This is a genomic window from Burkholderia sp. Tr-20355 (genome assembly GCF_017104685.1).
In the GTDB taxonomy this organism is placed as follows: Bacteria; Pseudomonadota; Gammaproteobacteria; order Burkholderiales; family Burkholderiaceae; genus Burkholderia; species Burkholderia seminalis.
In genome coordinates, this window is sequence record NZ_JAAGPK010000170.1 from 1 (window position 1) to 16,035 (window position 16,035).

19 protein-coding genes and 1 pseudogene are annotated in these 16,035 nt (G+C 69.5%); 6 read left to right on the top strand and 14 right to left on the bottom strand.

The window, feature by feature from the left end; translation table 11 throughout:
- Both G3N62_RS29030 and G3N62_RS29035 read right to left on the bottom strand, forming a co-directional pair.
- A pseudogene (locus G3N62_RS29030) lies at positions 1 to 209 on the bottom strand (transporter); the annotation flags it as partial.
- A 210-nt stretch (positions 210 to 419) separates the two neighbouring features.
- A complete protein-coding gene (locus G3N62_RS29035; RefSeq protein ID WP_059561387.1) occupies positions 420 to 788 on the bottom strand; it encodes a hypothetical protein in 369 nt (122 codons plus the stop codon).
- 282 nt (positions 789 to 1,070) lie between these two features.
- On the opposite strand from G3N62_RS29035, the gene G3N62_RS29040 reads away from it, so the two are divergent.
- Positions 1,071 to 2,663: an ATP-binding protein gene (locus G3N62_RS29040; protein WP_034189957.1), complete on the top strand. Its 1,593-nt coding sequence runs from the start codon at positions 1,071 to 1,073 to the stop codon at positions 2,661 to 2,663.
- Between the two features lie 10 nt (positions 2,664 to 2,673).
- Here G3N62_RS29040 and G3N62_RS29045 read toward each other — a convergent pair whose 3' ends face one another.
- The 4 genes from G3N62_RS29045 to G3N62_RS29060 form a co-directional block, all read right to left on the bottom strand.
- A complete protein-coding gene (locus G3N62_RS29045) occupies positions 2,674 to 2,997 on the bottom strand; it encodes a ferredoxin (protein WP_034189956.1) in 324 nt (107 codons plus the stop codon).
- 32 nt (positions 2,998 to 3,029) lie between these two features.
- The gene (locus tag G3N62_RS29050; RefSeq protein WP_124669554.1) at positions 3,030 to 4,235 is read right to left on the bottom strand and encodes a zinc-dependent alcohol dehydrogenase; all 1,206 of its coding nucleotides are present in this window, start codon (positions 4,233 to 4,235) and stop codon (positions 3,030 to 3,032) included.
- A gap of 151 nt (positions 4,236 to 4,386) precedes the next feature.
- Positions 4,387 to 4,851 (bottom strand): membrane protein, encoded by a 465-nt coding sequence (locus G3N62_RS29055; protein ID WP_034190083.1) that lies wholly within the window; start codon positions 4,849 to 4,851, stop codon positions 4,387 to 4,389.
- Positions 4,852 to 4,896: 45 nt separating this feature from the next.
- On the bottom strand, positions 4,897 to 5,535 hold the full coding sequence (locus G3N62_RS29060) for an NAAT family transporter (protein ID WP_124669555.1): 639 nt from the start codon (positions 5,533 to 5,535) through the stop codon (positions 4,897 to 4,899).
- A gap of 122 nt (positions 5,536 to 5,657) precedes the next feature.
- On the opposite strand from G3N62_RS29060, the gene G3N62_RS29065 reads away from it, so the two are divergent.
- Positions 5,658 to 5,876 carry a DUF6566 family protein gene (locus G3N62_RS29065; protein ID WP_034189953.1) on the top strand — a complete coding sequence of 73 codons (219 nt, stop codon included), beginning with the start codon at positions 5,658 to 5,660 and terminating at the stop codon, positions 5,874 to 5,876.
- Between the two features lie 49 nt (positions 5,877 to 5,925).
- Here G3N62_RS29065 and G3N62_RS29070 read toward each other — a convergent pair whose 3' ends face one another.
- Both G3N62_RS29070 and G3N62_RS29075 read right to left on the bottom strand, forming a co-directional pair.
- Positions 5,926 to 6,303, bottom strand: coding sequence for a DUF5594 family protein (locus G3N62_RS29070; RefSeq protein ID WP_034189952.1), 378 nt, complete (start codon positions 6,301 to 6,303; stop codon positions 5,926 to 5,928).
- A gap of 41 nt (positions 6,304 to 6,344) precedes the next feature.
- The gene (locus G3N62_RS29075) at positions 6,345 to 7,877 is read right to left on the bottom strand and encodes an FAD-dependent oxidoreductase (RefSeq protein ID WP_124669556.1); all 1,533 of its coding nucleotides are present in this window, start codon (positions 7,875 to 7,877) and stop codon (positions 6,345 to 6,347) included.
- Between the two features lie 234 nt (positions 7,878 to 8,111).
- Between G3N62_RS29075 and G3N62_RS29080 the strand changes: the two genes are divergently transcribed.
- On the top strand, positions 8,112 to 9,272 hold the full coding sequence (locus G3N62_RS29080; protein ID WP_034189950.1) for an NAD-dependent formate dehydrogenase: 1,161 nt from the start codon (positions 8,112 to 8,114) through the stop codon (positions 9,270 to 9,272).
- 34 nt (positions 9,273 to 9,306) lie between these two features.
- Here the strand turns inward: G3N62_RS29080 and G3N62_RS29085 are convergent, their stop codons facing one another.
- The 6 genes from G3N62_RS29085 to G3N62_RS29110 all read right to left on the bottom strand — a co-directional run bounded on the left by G3N62_RS29085 (position 9,307) and on the right by G3N62_RS29110 (position 12,890).
- A complete protein-coding gene (locus G3N62_RS29085; protein WP_059561253.1) occupies positions 9,307 to 10,731 on the bottom strand; it encodes a PLP-dependent aminotransferase family protein in 1,425 nt (474 codons plus the stop codon).
- Between the two features lie 290 nt (positions 10,732 to 11,021).
- Complete coding sequence (locus tag G3N62_RS29090) at positions 11,022 to 11,276, bottom strand: hypothetical protein (RefSeq protein WP_034190485.1); 255 nt, start codon at positions 11,274 to 11,276, stop codon at positions 11,022 to 11,024.
- 34 nt (positions 11,277 to 11,310) lie between these two features.
- Positions 11,311 to 11,766 carry a DUF1269 domain-containing protein gene (locus G3N62_RS29095; RefSeq protein ID WP_034190486.1) on the bottom strand — a complete coding sequence of 152 codons (456 nt, stop codon included), beginning with the start codon at positions 11,764 to 11,766 and terminating at the stop codon, positions 11,311 to 11,313.
- Positions 11,767 to 11,834: 68 nt separating this feature from the next.
- Positions 11,835 to 12,032, bottom strand: a complete 198-nt coding sequence (locus G3N62_RS29100) for a hypothetical protein (RefSeq protein ID WP_034190487.1) — start codon at positions 12,030 to 12,032, stop codon at positions 11,835 to 11,837.
- A gap of 49 nt (positions 12,033 to 12,081) precedes the next feature.
- Positions 12,082 to 12,531: a phosphate-starvation-inducible PsiE family protein gene (locus tag G3N62_RS29105; protein WP_124669557.1), complete on the bottom strand. Its 450-nt coding sequence runs from the start codon at positions 12,529 to 12,531 to the stop codon at positions 12,082 to 12,084.
- Positions 12,528 to 12,890, bottom strand: coding sequence for a LysR family transcriptional regulator (locus G3N62_RS29110; protein ID WP_049031553.1), 363 nt, complete (start codon positions 12,888 to 12,890; stop codon positions 12,528 to 12,530). The genes G3N62_RS29105 and G3N62_RS29110 overlap by 4 nt, the downstream gene beginning before the upstream one ends.
- 376 nt (positions 12,891 to 13,266) lie before the next feature.
- Between G3N62_RS29110 and G3N62_RS29115 the strand changes: the two genes are divergently transcribed.
- The 3 genes from G3N62_RS29115 (at position 13,267) to G3N62_RS29125 (ending at position 15,523) form a co-directional block, all read left to right on the top strand.
- Positions 13,267 to 14,337 (top strand): Dyp-type peroxidase, encoded by a 1,071-nt coding sequence (locus G3N62_RS29115; protein WP_034190490.1) that lies wholly within the window; start codon positions 13,267 to 13,269, stop codon positions 14,335 to 14,337.
- Entirely contained in the window at positions 14,330 to 15,145 is an 816-nt protein-coding gene (locus tag G3N62_RS29120) for a family 1 encapsulin nanocompartment shell protein (protein WP_034190491.1), read from the top strand. The genes G3N62_RS29115 and G3N62_RS29120 overlap by 8 nt, the downstream gene beginning before the upstream one ends.
- Before the next feature lie 108 nt (positions 15,146 to 15,253).
- Entirely contained in the window at positions 15,254 to 15,523 is a 270-nt protein-coding gene (locus tag G3N62_RS29125; RefSeq protein ID WP_049031555.1) for a hypothetical protein, read from the top strand.
- Positions 15,524 to 16,035 lie beyond the last annotated feature (512 nt).

Below are 16,035 nucleotides of genomic sequence, written 5' to 3' on the forward strand. Positions count from 1 at the left end.
GCGCCGCCCGGCCAGTCCGCGTCGGCCGCGCCGCGCCGCTGGTCGGCCGGCCGCGCGGCGCGCTCGGTCCATTCGCTGCCCCAGTCTTCGGGGCCGACGTCCTCGCTCGCCAAGCGGCGGGAGGCCGATTCATGGTCTTCCTCCGGCCAGCGCGCCGGGTCGTCCGGGATGCCGCGCGCGCCGTACCGTCCGGGATATCGTCGTTGCATCGTGTCCCTCCTTGATCGCGCCTGCGCCGCGCACGGCCCCATGCCGGGTCGCGGCGCGCGTCGTCCGGGTCGAACGCAAGTCGCGTGCCGGTATCGCCGCCGATGCCCGATGCATCCATGCCGCATCGCCGCCCTGCCGCCGGACGCCGCGACCGGACGCATGCGGGCGCGCCAATCTGCAACGCGATTGCAGTTTTTGCGCGCCGGGCATCACGACGCGCCGCCGTCGTCCGGTTCGGCGGGGTCGTCCGCTTCCCGCGTGCCGCCGGGCTCGCTCAGCCGCTCGGTGCGGTCGGGTTCGATGTCGGCACCGTCGTCGAACGTCGAATCGCCGTCGGCCGACGCACGCTCGCCAGTGCCTGTGCGGTCCGTGTCGCTGTCGAGCGACGCGTCGCCGCGTTCGAGCGCATGCTCGTCGAGCGGCGAATCGATGTCGAACGGATGGCGCCGCGCGCCGGCCGTGTCGCTGCCGCTGTCGGACGAGTCGCTCGGCCCCAGCGCGCGGCCGTCGCGGCCGCGGGTGGCGTTGTCGTCGTCCGGGCCGGCCGGTTCGTTGTCGGGGTTCAGCGTGCTGTTCATGTCGATCTCCTTGCATGGCTTGCCGTCGCGTGCGACCACCCGGCCGCCGGCCAACCGGCAGACGGAATGGTCGTGCAACCGGCGTGCCGCGTCGGGCGGCCGGCCATCGTTCCGGCCGCCGCGGCGGCGGATGGCACAGCGGATGCGCGCCCATTGATCAGGTGAATCGAGTTCCCTTATGCTTTCCGGGATGCCAATCCGATTCCTGTCGCCGCCGCCGGTTCGCCCGGCGGCGGCCGGGCAGCGTTTGCCTGCCCGCCTTCGATCCGCCGTAACGCAACGATGAATAGAGACGACGCTGATCCTCGCTCGCATCCCACGCCGCCCGGCTTGCCCGACGCGCGCGACCTGCTGCATCGCTTCGCCGAGTTCCGTTTCCAGACAGTGGTCAGCTCGATCACCGATTACGCGGTGTTCATGCTCGATCCGCACGGCAACGTCGCGACCTGGAATGCGGGTGCCGAGCGCATCAAGGGTTATCGCGCCGCCGAGATCGTCGGCCAGCACTTCTCGCGCTTCTATCCCCCCGACGCGATCGCGGCGGGCCGGCCGTCGCACGGGCTCGACCGGGCGGCCACGCAGGGCCGCTTCGAAGACGAGGGCTGGCGCGTGCGCCAGGACGGCTCGCAGTTCTGGGCGAGCGTGACGATCACGCCCGTGCACGATCACGGCAACCAGCTGTGCGGCTTCATCAAGATCACGCGCGACATGACCGAGCGCAAGCGGCTCGAGGAACTCGAAGCGTCAACGCACCGGCTCAGCGTGTTCATCGCGATGCTCGCGCACGAGCTGCGCAACCATCTCGCGCCGCTGCGCCATTCGGTCGGCATCTTGCAAAACCTGCCGGACCCGGCGCCCGCGCTCGCCCGCTGCCGCGACGCCGTGGATCGCCAGGTCGGACAACTGACGCGGCTCGTCGACGATCTGCTCGACGTCGGGCGCATCACGGCCGGCAAGGTCGCGCTCGACGATCGCCCCGTCACCGTGCGCGACATCGTGTGTCGCGGTGTCGAGAGCATCCAGCCGAAACTGGCCGCGCGCGGGCAGCACATCCACGTCGATCTGCCGCCCGAGGCCGTGCTGCTGCACGGCGACGACGCGCGGCTCGTCCAGGTGCTGCACAACCTGCTCGACAACGCGTCGAAGTTCTCGCCGCACGGCGGACGGATCGACGTCGGCGCGCGCACGGAAGGGCCGGTGGTCGCGATCCGCGTCACCGATCACGGCGTCGGCATCGCGCAGGGCGCGCTTGAAACGATCTTCGACCTGTTCGAGCAGGAAGGCGCGCCCGGGCGCCGGCCGGTCGACGGCTTCGGGCTGGGTCTCGCGATCTGCCGGACGTTCGTCGAACTGCATGGCGGACGGATTTCCGCGGAAAGCGCCGGGCCCGGCCGCGGCGCGACGTTCACGGTGCGCTTGCCGATCGACCGGATGGGGCGCACGGAACGCGAGGGCGAGCGCGAGCCGGCCGCCCTCGCGCAGCCGGTCGCCGCGCCGTTGCGTATCGTCGTCGTCGACGACAACCGCGATTCCGCAGACACGCTCGCGGTACTCCTGGAGATGAAGGGACACGCACCGCGCGTCGCCTACCGGGCGGACGCAGCGCTGGCGCTCGCCCGCGACTACGTCCCGCACCTGATGATCCTCGACCTGACGATGCCCGACGTCGACGGCTTCACGTTGCTGTACGAACTGCGCGCGATCGATGCGCTGCGCGACACGACCTGTGTCGCGCTGTCCGGCCATGCGCGTGCGTCGGATCTCGCGCGAACCGAACGCGCGGGCTTCGACGACCATCTCGTGAAGCCGGTCGAGATGGCCGTGCTCGACGCGCTGCTGCAGCGCGTCGCGCGCCGGGTTCAGCGGACGCCCTAGCCGCCCGCGCTCAGGCCATCGCACGGCACATCGCCGCGCACGCTTCGCACGCGAGTGCGCAGCGGCGGCAATGGGCATGCGCATGCCGCTGGCACTCGGCCGCGCACAGGTCGCACGCGTGCGCGCACAGTGCGCAGACGCTTGGCGCGAGCACGCTGCGGCGCGCCATTGCACCCGACGCGAAGCGGCACAGCTGCGCGCATTCGATGTCGAGCGCAATGCAGTCGGCCAGCGCGTGCGTGTCGCGCTCCGCGAGGCACGCGGCCGTGCACGCGTCGCATGCATGCGCGCAGGCATCGCACGCGGCCATGCAGTTGTCGTATCGATCGTTCATCGCCGTCCTCCCGGTTTCGGTTCTCCGCGTCCTCATGGCGTCAGCTTCACCTTCATCCAGCCCGGCTCGCGCACGTCGAACGCGCGATACGCATCGATCGCGTTCGTCAGCGGTTCGCAACGCGTGAGCACCGACAGCGGATCGAACGCGCCGCTGCGTACCAGCTCGACGAGCGGCGGCGTGACCGTGCGGTGATTGCAGTTGCCCATCTTGATCGTCAGGTTCCGGTTCATCGCATCGCCCACCGGAAACACGCGCGACGCCGGCGGATACACGCCGATCACCGCGACGGTGCCGGCCTTCGCGACCGCGCGCACCGCCCACTGCAGCACCTGCGACGGCCCGTCGCCCGGTACCCAGTTGCGGCCGGCCGGGCGGCGGTGCGGCGCGATCGCCTCGACTTCCGCGTCGAACGCGCGCGCGGCGTCGCGATCGGCCGCGGCCGGCCCGTGCGTCGCGCGCATCGCGTCGACGCCCACCGCGTCGATCACGCGATCGACGCCAATCCCGCCCGTCAAGCGCAACACGGTGTCGACCGGATCGTCCTCGGAAAAATCGACGATTTCGGCCCCCTGCGCGCAGGCCATCTCCAGGCGCGACGCGATGCGGTCGACCGCGATCACGCGCCCGGCGCCCATCAGCTTGGCGCTCGCGATCGCGAACTGACCGACCGGTCCCGCACCGAACACGGCGACCGTATCGCCCGGCTTCACCTCCGCGAGCTGCGCACCGAAATAGCCGGTCGGAAAAATGTCGGACATCAGGATCGCGCGGTCGTCGTCGATCGCGTCGGGCAGCCGGATCAGGCTCGCATGCGCAAGCGGCGTGCGTGCATATTCGGCCTGCAGCCCGTCGAACGCGCCGCTGTCGGCCGGTCCCCCGAAAAACGCGGTGCCCGCGCGCGGGCCGCCCGGGTTCGCGACATCGCATTGCGCGGTGTAGCCCGCGCGGCAGTACGCGCAGCTGCCGCACGCGATCGTCGACGGGATCAGCACGCGGTCGCCGTGCCGCAAGTTGCGCACGTCGCGCCCGACCGCCTCGACGATGCCGACGCCTTCGTGGCCGAGGATCGTGCCCGGTTTCATCCCGCCGAGCGTGCCGCGCACCATGTGCAGGTCGGTGCCGCAGATCGCGCTGGCCGTCAGGCGCACGACCGCGTCGGTCGCCGCGGAGACTTCGGGATCGGGCACCGTGTCGATGCGAATGTCGCCGATGCCGTGAAATACGACTGCTTTCATGTCTGGCCCTCCTTGTCGATAGCGGAAACGGTGCATTTCACCGTTGAGCTGATCGAGCAAGGTATGCGCCTGCGCAAGACGCGCACGGCACCCTGTCGTGCATCGACAAACGGGCTTCGAGTTTCCGGGGAGCGCCTGTCGGCCCGATGCGTCAGTCCGTCGCCGCGCCGCGGCCGCCGTCGCGCGCGTTCGAGATCGCTTCGACGAGTTTCAGTTCGTCGTCGATCGACAGCGTCGTGTCGGTCACTTCGCCGCCGAATGGCGCCAGCGCCGCACTCAGCGCATAGATGTCGAGCTGCGTCGCGGCGAGCCCGAGCGAGACGGCGCCGGGGCGCGCCTTGCGCGCGGCGCGATCGGTCAGCGCGTCGTCCACCGGCCGCTCGCGCCACGCGTCGAGCGACGATTCGATGTGTCCGACCACGCTGTCGAGCAGCGATCCGGACGACACGCGGCCGGGATCGACCGAATGCGCGCGCAACTGTCCGTCGGTCGTACATTCGACGATCACGACGCCCGACAGCGCGACGACGTGCCGGTCGCGCAACGTGCCGAGTTCCGCCAGCGCGCGACGGGCGGCCTCCAGGTCGGGATAGGACAACACGATCAGCGTGTTCATCGACAACTCCATGCAATCAAACGGTCGCGTGCCGGCAGCCCGCGCTCAATGCGGCAGCCCGAACGCGGCCTTCAGGCTCGCGACGATCATCTGGATCGCGATCGCCGCGAGGATCATCCCCATCAGCCGCTGCGTGACGGCCGTCACGCGCGGCGACAGGTAATGGCCGATCAGCGGCGCCGACAGCAGCGAGACGGACAGCAGCACGAGAAACGCGGCCAGCCCGAGCGCGAACGCAAGCTCTTGTCCGGTCGTGAACGCGCTGTGCCCGAGCACGATCATCGTCGCGATCGTGCCGGGGCCGACCAGCAGCGGGATCGTCAGCGGATAGATCGCGACGCGCTCGGCCGCCGCCGGATCCGCGCCTTCGTCGTCGCCCGGCGCATGCTGGCGGCTCGGCGAACCATGCAGCATCGACAGCGCGATCAGCAGCACCAGCAGCCCGCCCGCGAGGCGGAAATCGTCGATCGTCAGACCGAACATGTGCAGGATCGCGCCGCCCGCGACGGCCGACACGATGCAGCCGATCGACACGCCGATCGCGGCCGTCAGCGCGACCTTGCGGCGCACGCCGTCCGCCGCGCCCTCGGTCAGCGACAGGAACACCGGAATGTTCGCGATCGGGTTCATGATCGCGAACAGCGCCGCGAACACCTTGATGGAAAAGGTCAGATCGAAGCCCACAGGCTTGCTCCCGTTTCGCAGGCCGAATCGAATGCGGAATCCGGCCGGTTTCCAGTGCGCGGCGCGCGCCATGCTGATACGATCGACGCACCGCGTTCACGCACGACGGAGGGCCCCGACCGATGCAAGCCACCGATACCTTCATGGATCACGAGATACGCGTCGAAGCGACGCGCAACGCAAACGGCGCGTGGGTCGCGCAGGTGCGGATCTTCCGCGACGGCGCGCCGGTCGACCTGCCCGCGCCCGAGCTCGTCACGCCCGAATGGCTCACGTGCGACGAGGCGCTGCGCGGCGGCATCGACCAGGGCCGCGTGATCGTCAAGACGCGCGACCGGTAACGTCGCGCGGTTCGCCGGCGCGTCGTCGGCCGGCATCGCACCGCGCGGGTCACGCATCGAAATCGAGGTCGCCGATCAGGATCTCGCGATCGCGCTGGGTCCGTGAGCTGAAATCGACCGGCAGTTCCATCTGCCAGCGCTCGATCGTGACCGGCAGCGCCGCGAGATAACGGTCGAAGCGGCCGTGGTCGGGCTCGGCGAGCAGACCGGCGATCGCATCGTCGCGCCACGCGAGCCGCGCATTCAGCCGGTTCGGCAGCCCCACCGTCGACGTGAGGCCGACGACGTCGACGCAGGTCGGGCTGCCCTGCCCGTCATGCGGCACGACGTCGACCTTCACGTCGCCGGGCGGGTACAGGCCGCGCAGGCGCGCGGCGATGCGCGGCGCGAACTCGGTTTCGAAACGGGCACGGACATCGGAATTCATCTCTTCTCCACTCCAGGTTGGTTCGTGTCGTCACGCCGCCGTCACGCGGCTGCAATCTGCTGCTCGAATGCCGCTTCCGCCTTCAGGCTGTCGAGATCGCGGCCGACCGTCACGACCGCGAGCCGCGTGTTGCCGCGCCAGTACGCGATCGAGCAGTCGTGCGCGCCGAGGTCGCCGTCGATCTCGACGCGGTCCCATTGCTCCGCATGCCCGACATAGCGAATCGTCAGGTCGTAATGCTGGCTCCAGAAGAACGGCACCGCGTCGAACGGCCGTTGCTGGCCGAGCATGTTGCGCGCGGCGACGATCCCCTGCCGCTCGGCCACGACCCAGTGCTCGACGCGAATCCGCTCGCCGGTCAGCGGATCGGGCCAGCGCGCGATATCGCCGGCCGCGTAGATGCCGGGCGCGCTCGTCCGAAGGAACCGGTCGACCGTCACGCCGCGTTCGACGGCGAGCCCGGCGTCCTGCGCCAGCGCCACGTTCGGATGCACGCCGATGCCGACCACGACGACATCGGCCGGCAGCACGTCGCCGGTCGACAGCGTCACGCTGTCCTGCGTGATCCGCGCGGGTGTCGCGCCGAGATGGAACACGACGCCGTGCGATTCGTGCAGCGCCTTGATCGTATCGCCGAGCGCGTCGCCGAGCACACGCGCCATCGGACGCGCATCGGGCGCGACGACCTGCACGTCGAGCCCGCGCGTGCGCAACGCGGCCGCCGCCTCGAGACCGATGAAGCTCGCGCCGACCACCACGCAGCGGCGCGCCGTTTTCAGCTTGCCGATCAGCGCGTCGCAATCGGCACGCGAGCGCAGCACGCACACGTGCGGCAGGTCTGCGCCTGGCACCGTCAGCCGGTTCGGCTCGGCGCCCGTCGCGAGCAGCAGCGCACCATATTCGACGCGGCTGCCGTCGGTCAGCTCGACCGCGTGCCGCGCGGGATCGATCCGCGCGACGCGCGTGCCGCACCGCACGTCGATGCGCCGGTCGGTATAGAACGACGGCGCGCGCAGCGGCAGCCAGTCGGCATCGGCCGTGCCCGCGAGGTAATCCTTCGACAGATTCGGCCGGTCGTACGGCGGATCGCGATCGGCGCTCAACAGCGTGACGGGATGCGGATAGCCTTCCTGCCGCAGCGTCACGGCCGCCGCGATCGCGGCGGCGCCGCCGCCGACGATCACGACCGACGCCGGCAGCCCGGCCGCTTCCGGCGCAGGCGGCACCGGTGCCGGCCGTGCATCGAGCACGACGGCGCGGCCATCGCGGCGTTCGACGCGCCAGCACGGCAGCCCGTCGAGCGCCGGTGCGCGCTGCAGCTCGCCCGTGCGCAGGCAGAACGCCGCGTGATGCCACGGGCAGCGGATCGTGTCGCCCACCAGCAGGCCGTCGGCCAGCGGGGCGCCGTAGTGCGGGCATTGCGCCCCCACGGCATACAGTTCGTCGGCACGGCGCACGAGCAGCACCGCCGCATCGCCGACATGGCCCTCGATCATCGCGCCGTCGGCGATATCGTCGAGCGCGATGCCTGCCGCGAGATCGGGGCGCGAAGACGAATCGTCGCTTGCGCTCATGACGTGGCTCCCGGAAAGTCAGGTAACGATCCCATTATCGACATCCCTCCTGAAAATAACAGGTACAGACGACCTCGCAGCGCACGCAAACGCGGACTGTAGCTTGTGCGCGATCCATGACGGGCGTAGAACGTCACCCACGTTGCGGCGCAACACATCCGCCACGCCGCACACGCGTCGCGCCATCTGCGCAATCCGCGTGCCGCCTCTCTTTCCTCATCAGGAGCGCTCCCGATGGCCACCGTTCTGTGCGTGCTCTACCCCGATCCCGTCGACGGCTATCCGCCGCGCTACGTGCGCGACACGATTCCGGTCGTGACGCGGTACGCGGACGGCCAGACCGCGCCAACGCCGGCCGGCCCGCTCGGCTTCCGGCCCGGCGAACTCGTCGGTTCGGTATCGGGCGCGCTCGGGTTGCGCGATTACATGGAAGCGCACGGTCACACGCTGATCGTCACGAGCGACAAGGACGGCCCCGATTCCGAATTCGAGCGCCGGCTCCCCGAAGCCGACGTGGTGATTTCGCAGCCGTTCTGGCCCGCGTACCTGACGGCCGACCGGATCGCCCGCGCGCCGAAGCTGAAGCTGGCGCTGACGGCCGGGATCGGCTCCGATCATGTCGACCTGGACGCCGCGGCGCGCGCGCACATCACCGTCGCCGAAGTCACCGGCTCGAACAGCATCAGCGTGGCCGAACACGTGGTGATGACGACGCTCGCGCTGGTGCGCAACTACCTGCCGTCGCACGCAGTCGCGCAGCAAGGCGGCTGGAACATCGCCGATTGCGTGTCGCGCAGCTACGACGTCGAGGGGATGCAGTTCGGCACGGTCGGCGCCGGGCGCATCGGGCTTGCGGTACTGCGCAGGCTGAAGCCGTTCGGCCTGCAGCTGCACTACACGCAGCGCCACCGGCTCGACCCGTCGATCGAACAGGAACTCGCGCTCACGTATCACGCCGATCCCGCGTCGCTGGCGAGCGCCGTCGACATCGTCAACCTGCAGATCCCGCTGTACCCGTCGACCGAGCACCTGTTCGACGCGGCGATGATCGCGCGGATGAAACGCGGCGCGTACCTGATCAACACCGCGCGCGCGAAGCTGGTCGACCGCGACGCGGTCGTGAATGCCGTCACGTCCGGGCATCTCGCCGGCTACGGCGGCGACGTGTGGTTTCCGCAGCCGGCGCCGGCCGACCATCCGTGGCGCGCGATGCCCTTCAACGGGATGACGCCGCATATCTCGGGCACGTCGCTGTCCGCGCAGGCGCGTTATGCGGCCGGCACGCTGGAAATCCTGCAATGCTGGTTCGACGGCAAGCCGATCCGCAATGAATACCTGATCGTCGACGGCGGCACGCTCGCGGGCACGGGCGCGCAGTCGTACCGCCTGACATGACGCCGGGCGCGGCGCGCAACGCACGGCGGTACGGTCAGTCGAGACAGTGCGCGGCGAGCTTGCCGACGGTCACGACCGCCTGTTCGATCTCCGGCGACCACGGGCTGCTGTAGTTCAGGCGGATGAAGTTCCGGTAGCTGTCCGCGATCGAGAACATGTAGCCAGGGCCGATCGTGATCCCCTGCTCCAGCGCGAGCTGGTACAGCCGCATCGCATCGACCTGCGCGGGCAGCTCGATCCACAGCACGTAGCCGCCCGCCGGGCTCGAGATGCGCGTGCCCTCCGGAAAGAACCGCGACACCATCGCCCGCATCAGGTTCGCCTGTTGCGCATACGCCTTGCGAATCCGCCGCAGGTGGTGCTCGTAGCCGTCGCGTTCGAGAAACTCCGCGATCGCCAGTTGCGGCAGCGACGGCGTCGCGAGCGTGTTCAGGAACTTCAGCTTCTCGACCTGTTCCCGATAGCGGCCCGGCAGCGCCCAGCCGATCCGGTACGCGGCCGTCAGGCTCTTCGAGAACGACGAGCAATGCAGCACGATGTCATGGCGGTCGAACGATTTCAGCGTGCTGGGATGCATGTTGCCGAAGTACAGTTCGTTGTACACGCCGTTCTCGATGATCGGCAGGTCGGCTTTCGTTGCGAACTCAACCAGCTCGCGCTTGCGCTCGTCGGGCATCTGAAAGCCGAGCGGGTTCTGGAAGTTCGGCATCACCATGCACGCCGCGATCGGCTGCGACTTCGCGATCGCGGCCAGCGCCGCGATGTCGATCCCGTACTCCGGATGCGTCGCGACCTCGATCGCCTTCATCCCCATCCGCTCGATCGCGTGCAGCATCGCGTAGAACGTCGGCGATTCCACCGCGATCGTGTCGCCCGGCTTCGCCACCGCCTGCAGGCACAGGTTGATCGCCTCCGTCGCGCCCACCGTCACGATGATCTCGTTCGGGTCCACCGACATCCCGTTTTCCAGGTAGCGGCGCGCGATCTGCCGAATCAGGCGCGGGTGGCCGGGCGGCAGCCCGTCCGTCACGCCCCACAGCGACTTGTCGCGGCCGGCCGCATACGCGTAGCGGTTCAGCTTCTCGAACGGAAACAGGCTCGGGTCCGGATACGGCGAGCCCAGCGGCACCGCGTCGTCCGTGCCGATCGAACGCAGCGTCGACAGCACGAGCCGGCTCACGTCGACCGACGACGAGATCGCGATCGGCTTCGACGGCCGCAGCTCGCGCACCGGCGCGTGGCCGTCGTCGCGGCGCAGGTTCACGAAATAGCCCGACTGCGGCCGGCTTTCCAGCAGCCCGCGGCTTTCCAGCAGCAGATACGCGTGCAGCACGGTCGTGATGCTGATCCGGTGCTGCTGGCTCGCCTGCCGCACCGACGGCACACGATCGCCGTGTCGATATACGCCCTGCCGGATGAGTCGCTCTACGTCGTTTGCAAATTTCTCGTAGAGCTTCATCCGCCTCGCCCCGCCAGCGGTGAACCGGCCGGCGACGCATCGGCGGCATGGCCGCGCCGATGCACGAAGCCGGATAGCGGCGCCGGGGAGCGGGTATCCCGGTTCGAACCTCGTCCGTTATCGAAATTGAAGGCGGATAGCAATGCGAATCTCATCAAGACAAGGTTCGGCATGCTACTGCGTCATTTCGACGAATGTAAGTGACAGTTTGGCGAGGAAACGCCAAATCCGGCCGGCGTGGTGAACAGATTCACACGCGACGGCGCGGGCCCGCGCAGGCCCGCGTGCCCTCACGCGTCGTCGACGTTGTCCGCGTAGTGGTCGATCGCGACCTTGCACTCGTCGAACACCACCGTCAGCAGCGCGATGTCGTTCGACTCGACCCACTTGCGGATCTGCAGGAACTGGCCCGTGCCGAGATCGGCGAGGCGGGCCGGATCGTCGGTCGTCACGTCGACGGTCGCGATCGCGCGGTTGCCGTTGCCGGGCAGCGGCGCGAGCGTCGCGGCGATGTCGAAGCGCCGGTAGGATTGATCGATGCGCATGCGGTTCTCCCGAATCGGTTCGAAAAAGGCGCGCTCAACCGAGCGCCTGACGGAAGACCTTGCCGCCGAATCCCGTCACGACGTTGTCGACCGAAAACGGCGTGTCTTCCTTCGCCTCGACGATGACCGCGACGCTACCGGGCGCGAGCCGCGCAGCCACCGTCTCGACGAAGCTGCCGTCGAGCAGCGCATTGCCGGCCGCATCGGCGAGGATGCCCGCACCCGCGCCTGCGGCCATGCCCGTGACCACGCCGAGCGGCCCGGCAAGCAGGCCGAGCAGGCCGCCCGCGATCGCACCGATCACGCCGCCCTTGAACGGCCGGGATTCGGCCGCGAGCACCGCAAGCTTGCCGGCCGCGTCCTTCTCGACGACGACGCCGTTCTCGATGTGGAATCCTTCGTTCTTCTCCGACAGCGCCTCGAAATCGTTCGCGGCCTGGCGGGCCGTGTCGACGCTGCCGAACACGGCGACGATCAGTTGCCTGGTCATTCGATACCTCGCTCGGTTGGATGATCGGAAATGGCCGCCGCCCCGCGTGCGGCACGCCGGAATTCGCTTCAGATGCCGGTTGCCGCGACGCGCGCACCAACCGCATCGGCGTACGCGTGCGCGGCCGCCTGCTGCAGCGCCGCGACGGCCGGCGCGCGCACGCGTGCCGGGTCGGCATCGTACGCGTCGCGCGCCAGGCGGTACGCGTGCGACGCCGCGTGCTGCCGTTCGATCGCCTGTTTCGTGTCGACGTTCTGCGTGTTCATGCGGCGTCCTCCTGCGGAGACGGTGCGTTGATCGGTGGCTGGCGGCCCTTCACCTGCGCGCATGGACGTCGTCCTCGACATCGTCGACGTCGGCCGGGAAACGATGCTGACCGAAACTCAGGATCAGCACGCCGACCGCGAGCAGCACGATGCCGAGGGTCGTCATCAGCATCCGCTCGGGGCTGTCGGTCGCGCCGCGCAGGATCAGGTCGCGCGCGAGCGACGTCATCGCAATGAACAGCGGAAACCGCACGGGCAGCCGGCCGAGCCGCAGGTAACGCACGTCCATCGCGAGCACTTCGAGATACAGGAACATCAGCAGCAGGTCGGTCAGCGACACCTCGCCCGCGAGCACGACCTTCCACGCTTCCTGCACCATCGCGAATGCGGTCGCGAGGCCGATCACGATCAGCCCGGCCAGCTCGGCCGCGTGAAGAAAATGACCGAAGCGGCGGCGGATGCGCTCGGATGGCGAACGGGACAGGGCGGACGTATTCAAGGCGACAGTCGGTGTGATGAAGCGTGGGTGGCGCCGGGCGGCGGCAAATCGGAGCAACGCGCGGGGCGATGCGCGCCGTCACGCGCCTGCGGCGCCTGCGGCGGATGAGCCGCGCCGGTCGCCTGCTCGACCGCGGACAGCGTGCGGCGGCAGCACACGTGGAACGCGTCGCCCGCGTCGGTGCAGGCGACGTCGCCGGGTTCGCGGCACAGCAGCAGCCGGCAGCCGAGATAACGTTCGAGCGAGTCGAGCCGGTCGCGCACCTGCGCCTCGCGCAACTGCAGGTCGGCCGCGGCGCCGGACAGCCCGCCGTGCTCGACCACGGCGACAAACACGCGCATCGCTTCCAGCAGGTTCATGATGACGCTCCTCGTCGGCGGCGTAGCGGGACCTAATCTACTGCACGCGGCACGCACGCTCAAGAGCACAGCGCCGCGGGCGCCAGGAGTACAGCTGCGCGGGCAGCGCGCAAATTCCGTCCCCGTTTGACGCATTCGAATGACAGATTGTCGATACGTGTTCCAAAGACCCGCCGAAGCTGCTAGATTGCATGCTCGACGACGTTACGCGGTGCGGGCAGGTCACGCGCCGGGCGGCCGGCCGCCGCTGCCGCGGCCCGTTGCGCGATGCCCGCGCAACGTCCTTCATCCGCATGTCACACAGAGAACAGTCGCATGACACAGTTCAACCGTTCGCCTTCGCGCGCCGCGGCACCCGCGGCCCGTCCGTCCCGACATGACTGACCGGCAGGCCGCGATGCAGACTACCCCTCCCCCCCTCTCCCAGGCCGTTCACAGCACGGTCACGCGCAGCGCGATCTTCCTCGTGGCGACGGTCAACCCCGGTGCCGATCACGCCGACACGATCCGGTCGTGGTGCGGCGACATCGCCGCGCTCGTGCGCTCGGTCGGCAAGCGCGTGCCGGGCGGCAACCTCACGTGCGTCTGCGGTTTCGGCGCCGACGCATGGGATGCGCTGTTCGGCGATCCGCGTCCCGCGTCGCTGCATCCGTTCCGCGAATTCGGCGCCGGCCAGCGCGTCGCGGTCGCGACGCCCGGCGACATCCTGCTGCACATCCGCGCCGAAGCGATGGACCTGTGCTTCGAACTCGCGACGCAACTGCTCGGCGCGCTCGGCGATGCGGTGACCGTCGTCGACGAGGTGCACGGTTTCCGCAATTTCGACCAGCGCGCGATGATCGGCTTCGTCGACGGCACCGAGAACCCGGAGGGCCGCGAAGCGGTCGACTTCACGGTGATCGGCGACGAGGATGCCGAATTCACCGGTGGCAGCTACGTGATCGTGCAGAAGTACCTGCACGACATGGCCGGCTGGAACGCGCTCGCGGTCGAAACGCAGGAGCGCATCATCGGCCGCACCAAACTGGCCGACATCGAGCTCGCGCCGGACGTGAAGCCGTCGTGCTCGCACAGCTCGCTGACGACGCTCGACGAAAACGGCCAGGAAGTGAAGATCCTGCGCGACAACATGCCGTTCGGGCGCCCGGGCGCCGGCGAATTCGGCACTTATTTCATCGGCTATGCGCGCTCGCCGGCGCCGATCGAGCAGATGCTCGAGAATATGTTCGTCGGCCGCCCGCCCGGCAACTACGACCGCCTGCTCGACTACAGCCGCGCGGTCACCGGCTCGCTGTTCTTCGTGCCGTCGGCCGACCTGCTCGAGGCGCTCGCGGACCGCGCGGCCCCGGCCGCCGACGCCGCGCCGCCGGAATCCACGCCGTCCGCGCCGCGTCGCGACGGCTCGCTGAACATCGGCTCGCTGAAAGGAACCCCGACCTATGAATAACCTGCACCGCGAACTCGCCCCGATCTCGTCGTCCGCCTGGGAACAAATCGAGGAGGAAGTGGCGCGCACCTTCAAGCGATCGGTGGCCGGCCGCCGCGTGGTCGACGTCGACGGGCCCGAAGGCCCCGAGCTGTCGGCCGTCGGCACCGGGCACCTGCTGGAGGTCACCGCACCGCGCGAGCACGTGAATGCGCGGCTGCGCGAAGTGCGCACGATCGTCGAGCTGACGGTGCCGTTCGAACTGAGCCGCGCCGCGATCGACAGCGTCGAGCGCGGCGCGCGCGACGCCGACTGGCAGCCGGCGAAGGAAGCCGCGCAGCGGCTCGCGTTCGCCGAAGACAACGCGATTTTCGACGGCTATCCGGCCGCCGGGATCGTCGGCATCCGCGAAGGCACGTCGAACCGCAAGCTCACACTGCCGGCGGACGTCAGCGCGTATCCGGACGCGATCAGCGACGCGCTCGAGGCGCTGCGCCTCGCCGGCGTCGACGGCCCGTACTCGGTCGTGCTCGGCTCGGACGCCTATACCGCGCTCAGCGAGGCGCGCGACCAGGGCTATCCGGTCCTCGGCCATATCAAACGCATCGTCAGCGGCGAGATCATCTGGGCGCCGGCGATCAGCGGCGGCTGCGTGCTGTCCACGCGCGGCGGCGATTACGAGTTGCACCTCGGGGAAGACGTATCGATCGGCTACACGAGCCACACCGACAAGGCCGTCCGCCTGTACCTGCGCGAAACGTTCACGTTCCTGATGCTGACGAGCGAGGCATCGGTGGCCGTGGCGCCGCAGGGCAACACGGCGGCCTGAGCCCGGTTGCCCGCGCGCGACGGCCCGAGCCCGGGCGTTGCGCGCAACCGGCCGCGCCGCCGGCCGCATGTTCGTCGCCGATCGAGCCCATCCCGCATGGAGATTGTCATGAGCGATACGAATGATGCACTGCAGGCGCTGCAAGCGTCGGTCGATACGCTGAAGCAGGCCGTCGACGCGAACGCGGGCAGCCAGGCCGGCGACACCGCCGTGCTGTTTACCGTCGTCTCACTGATGCTGGCCGAGTTGCCGCCCGACACGCGCAACCTGATCGAGGATTCGTTCTCCGTCTGGGCCAATGGTCTGCCGAATGCGGCACTGTCGGCCGACGTGAAGCAGATCGCGCGGCAGCGACTTGCGATGAATCTGTCCGACTGATCGCGTTTCGACACGGTTGCGCCCTGTCCGGCGCGCCCCGTGCAACCCGCCCTCGTCCTCGGTTCCCGTGCACGCACCGGCTGCGGCGTGCGCGCGGTCGGCCGTAACCGGTTCGCGCACGCTCGCGCTGCGGCATCCGCGCTGCGTCCCGTCTTCCGTATCGCCGGCCGTTTGCCGGCCGCCAGCCCCCTGCGCGCCGATGTCGCACCGTGCGGCGTCCGCGCGCCCCCGCTTCCCGTGTCCGGCCATCGCGCGCTGCGCCCGCCGTGCACGCCCGTGCCGCCGTGCGCGCGCCCGTCTGTACTCCTTCCCGCCGACGCGCGCCGCCATGTGAGGGTGCAATTCACGGCCGGTCCGGCGTGGAACTGTGTCTTGGATGGCCCCCGCCGATTCGCTATTTTGAACGCAGTCGAAGCGATGCCGTGGGCTCCTCGCAGCACTCGCGTTTCCTGCCCCGACCGCGACCGTGCGCCACGCCGGCGCGCGCTGCGCGACCGCCCGGGCGCAGCGCG

What these genes read in the sequence shown, in the direction of transcription:
- G3N62_RS29050 (WP_124669554.1), bottom strand. Translation starts at nt 4,235, where the DNA reads ATGAAAGCAGTCGTATTTCACGGCATCGGCGACATTCGCATCGACACG.
- G3N62_RS29120 (WP_034190491.1), top strand. Translation starts at nt 14,330, where the DNA reads ATGAATAACCTGCACCGCGAACTCGCCCCGATCTCGTCGTCCGCCTGG.
- G3N62_RS29100 (WP_034190487.1), bottom strand. Translation starts at nt 12,032, where the DNA reads ATGAACACGCAGAACGTCGACACGAAACAGGCGATCGAACGGCAGCAC.
- G3N62_RS29045 (WP_034189956.1), bottom strand. Translation starts at nt 2,997, where the DNA reads ATGAACGATCGATACGACAACTGCATGGCCGCGTGCGATGCCTGCGCG.
- G3N62_RS29095 (WP_034190486.1), bottom strand. Translation starts at nt 11,766, where the DNA reads ATGACCAGGCAACTGATCGTCGCCGTGTTCGGCAGCGTCGACACGGCC.
- G3N62_RS29115 (WP_034190490.1), top strand. Translation starts at nt 13,267, where the DNA reads ATGACTGACCGGCAGGCCGCGATGCAGACTACCCCTCCCCCCCTCTCC.
- G3N62_RS29035 (WP_059561387.1), bottom strand. Translation starts at nt 788, where the DNA reads ATGAACAGCACGCTGAACCCCGACAACGAACCGGCCGGCCCGGACGAC.
- G3N62_RS29040 (WP_034189957.1), top strand. Translation starts at nt 1,071, where the DNA reads ATGAATAGAGACGACGCTGATCCTCGCTCGCATCCCACGCCGCCCGGC.
- G3N62_RS29110 (WP_049031553.1), bottom strand. Translation starts at nt 12,890, where the DNA reads ATGAACCTGCTGGAAGCGATGCGCGTGTTTGTCGCCGTGGTCGAGCAC.
- G3N62_RS29065 (WP_034189953.1), top strand. Translation starts at nt 5,658, where the DNA reads ATGCAAGCCACCGATACCTTCATGGATCACGAGATACGCGTCGAAGCG.
- G3N62_RS29085 (WP_059561253.1), bottom strand. Translation starts at nt 10,731, where the DNA reads ATGAAGCTCTACGAGAAATTTGCAAACGACGTAGAGCGACTCATCCGG.
- G3N62_RS29055 (WP_034190083.1), bottom strand. Translation starts at nt 4,851, where the DNA reads ATGAACACGCTGATCGTGTTGTCCTATCCCGACCTGGAGGCCGCCCGT.
- G3N62_RS29070 (WP_034189952.1), bottom strand. Translation starts at nt 6,303, where the DNA reads ATGAATTCCGATGTCCGTGCCCGTTTCGAAACCGAGTTCGCGCCGCGC.
- G3N62_RS29075 (WP_124669556.1), bottom strand. Translation starts at nt 7,877, where the DNA reads ATGAGCGCAAGCGACGATTCGTCTTCGCGCCCCGATCTCGCGGCAGGC.
- G3N62_RS29090 (WP_034190485.1), bottom strand. Translation starts at nt 11,276, where the DNA reads ATGCGCATCGATCAATCCTACCGGCGCTTCGACATCGCCGCGACGCTC.
- G3N62_RS29125 (WP_049031555.1), top strand. Translation starts at nt 15,254, where the DNA reads ATGAGCGATACGAATGATGCACTGCAGGCGCTGCAAGCGTCGGTCGAT.
- G3N62_RS29080 (WP_034189950.1), top strand. Translation starts at nt 8,112, where the DNA reads ATGGCCACCGTTCTGTGCGTGCTCTACCCCGATCCCGTCGACGGCTAT.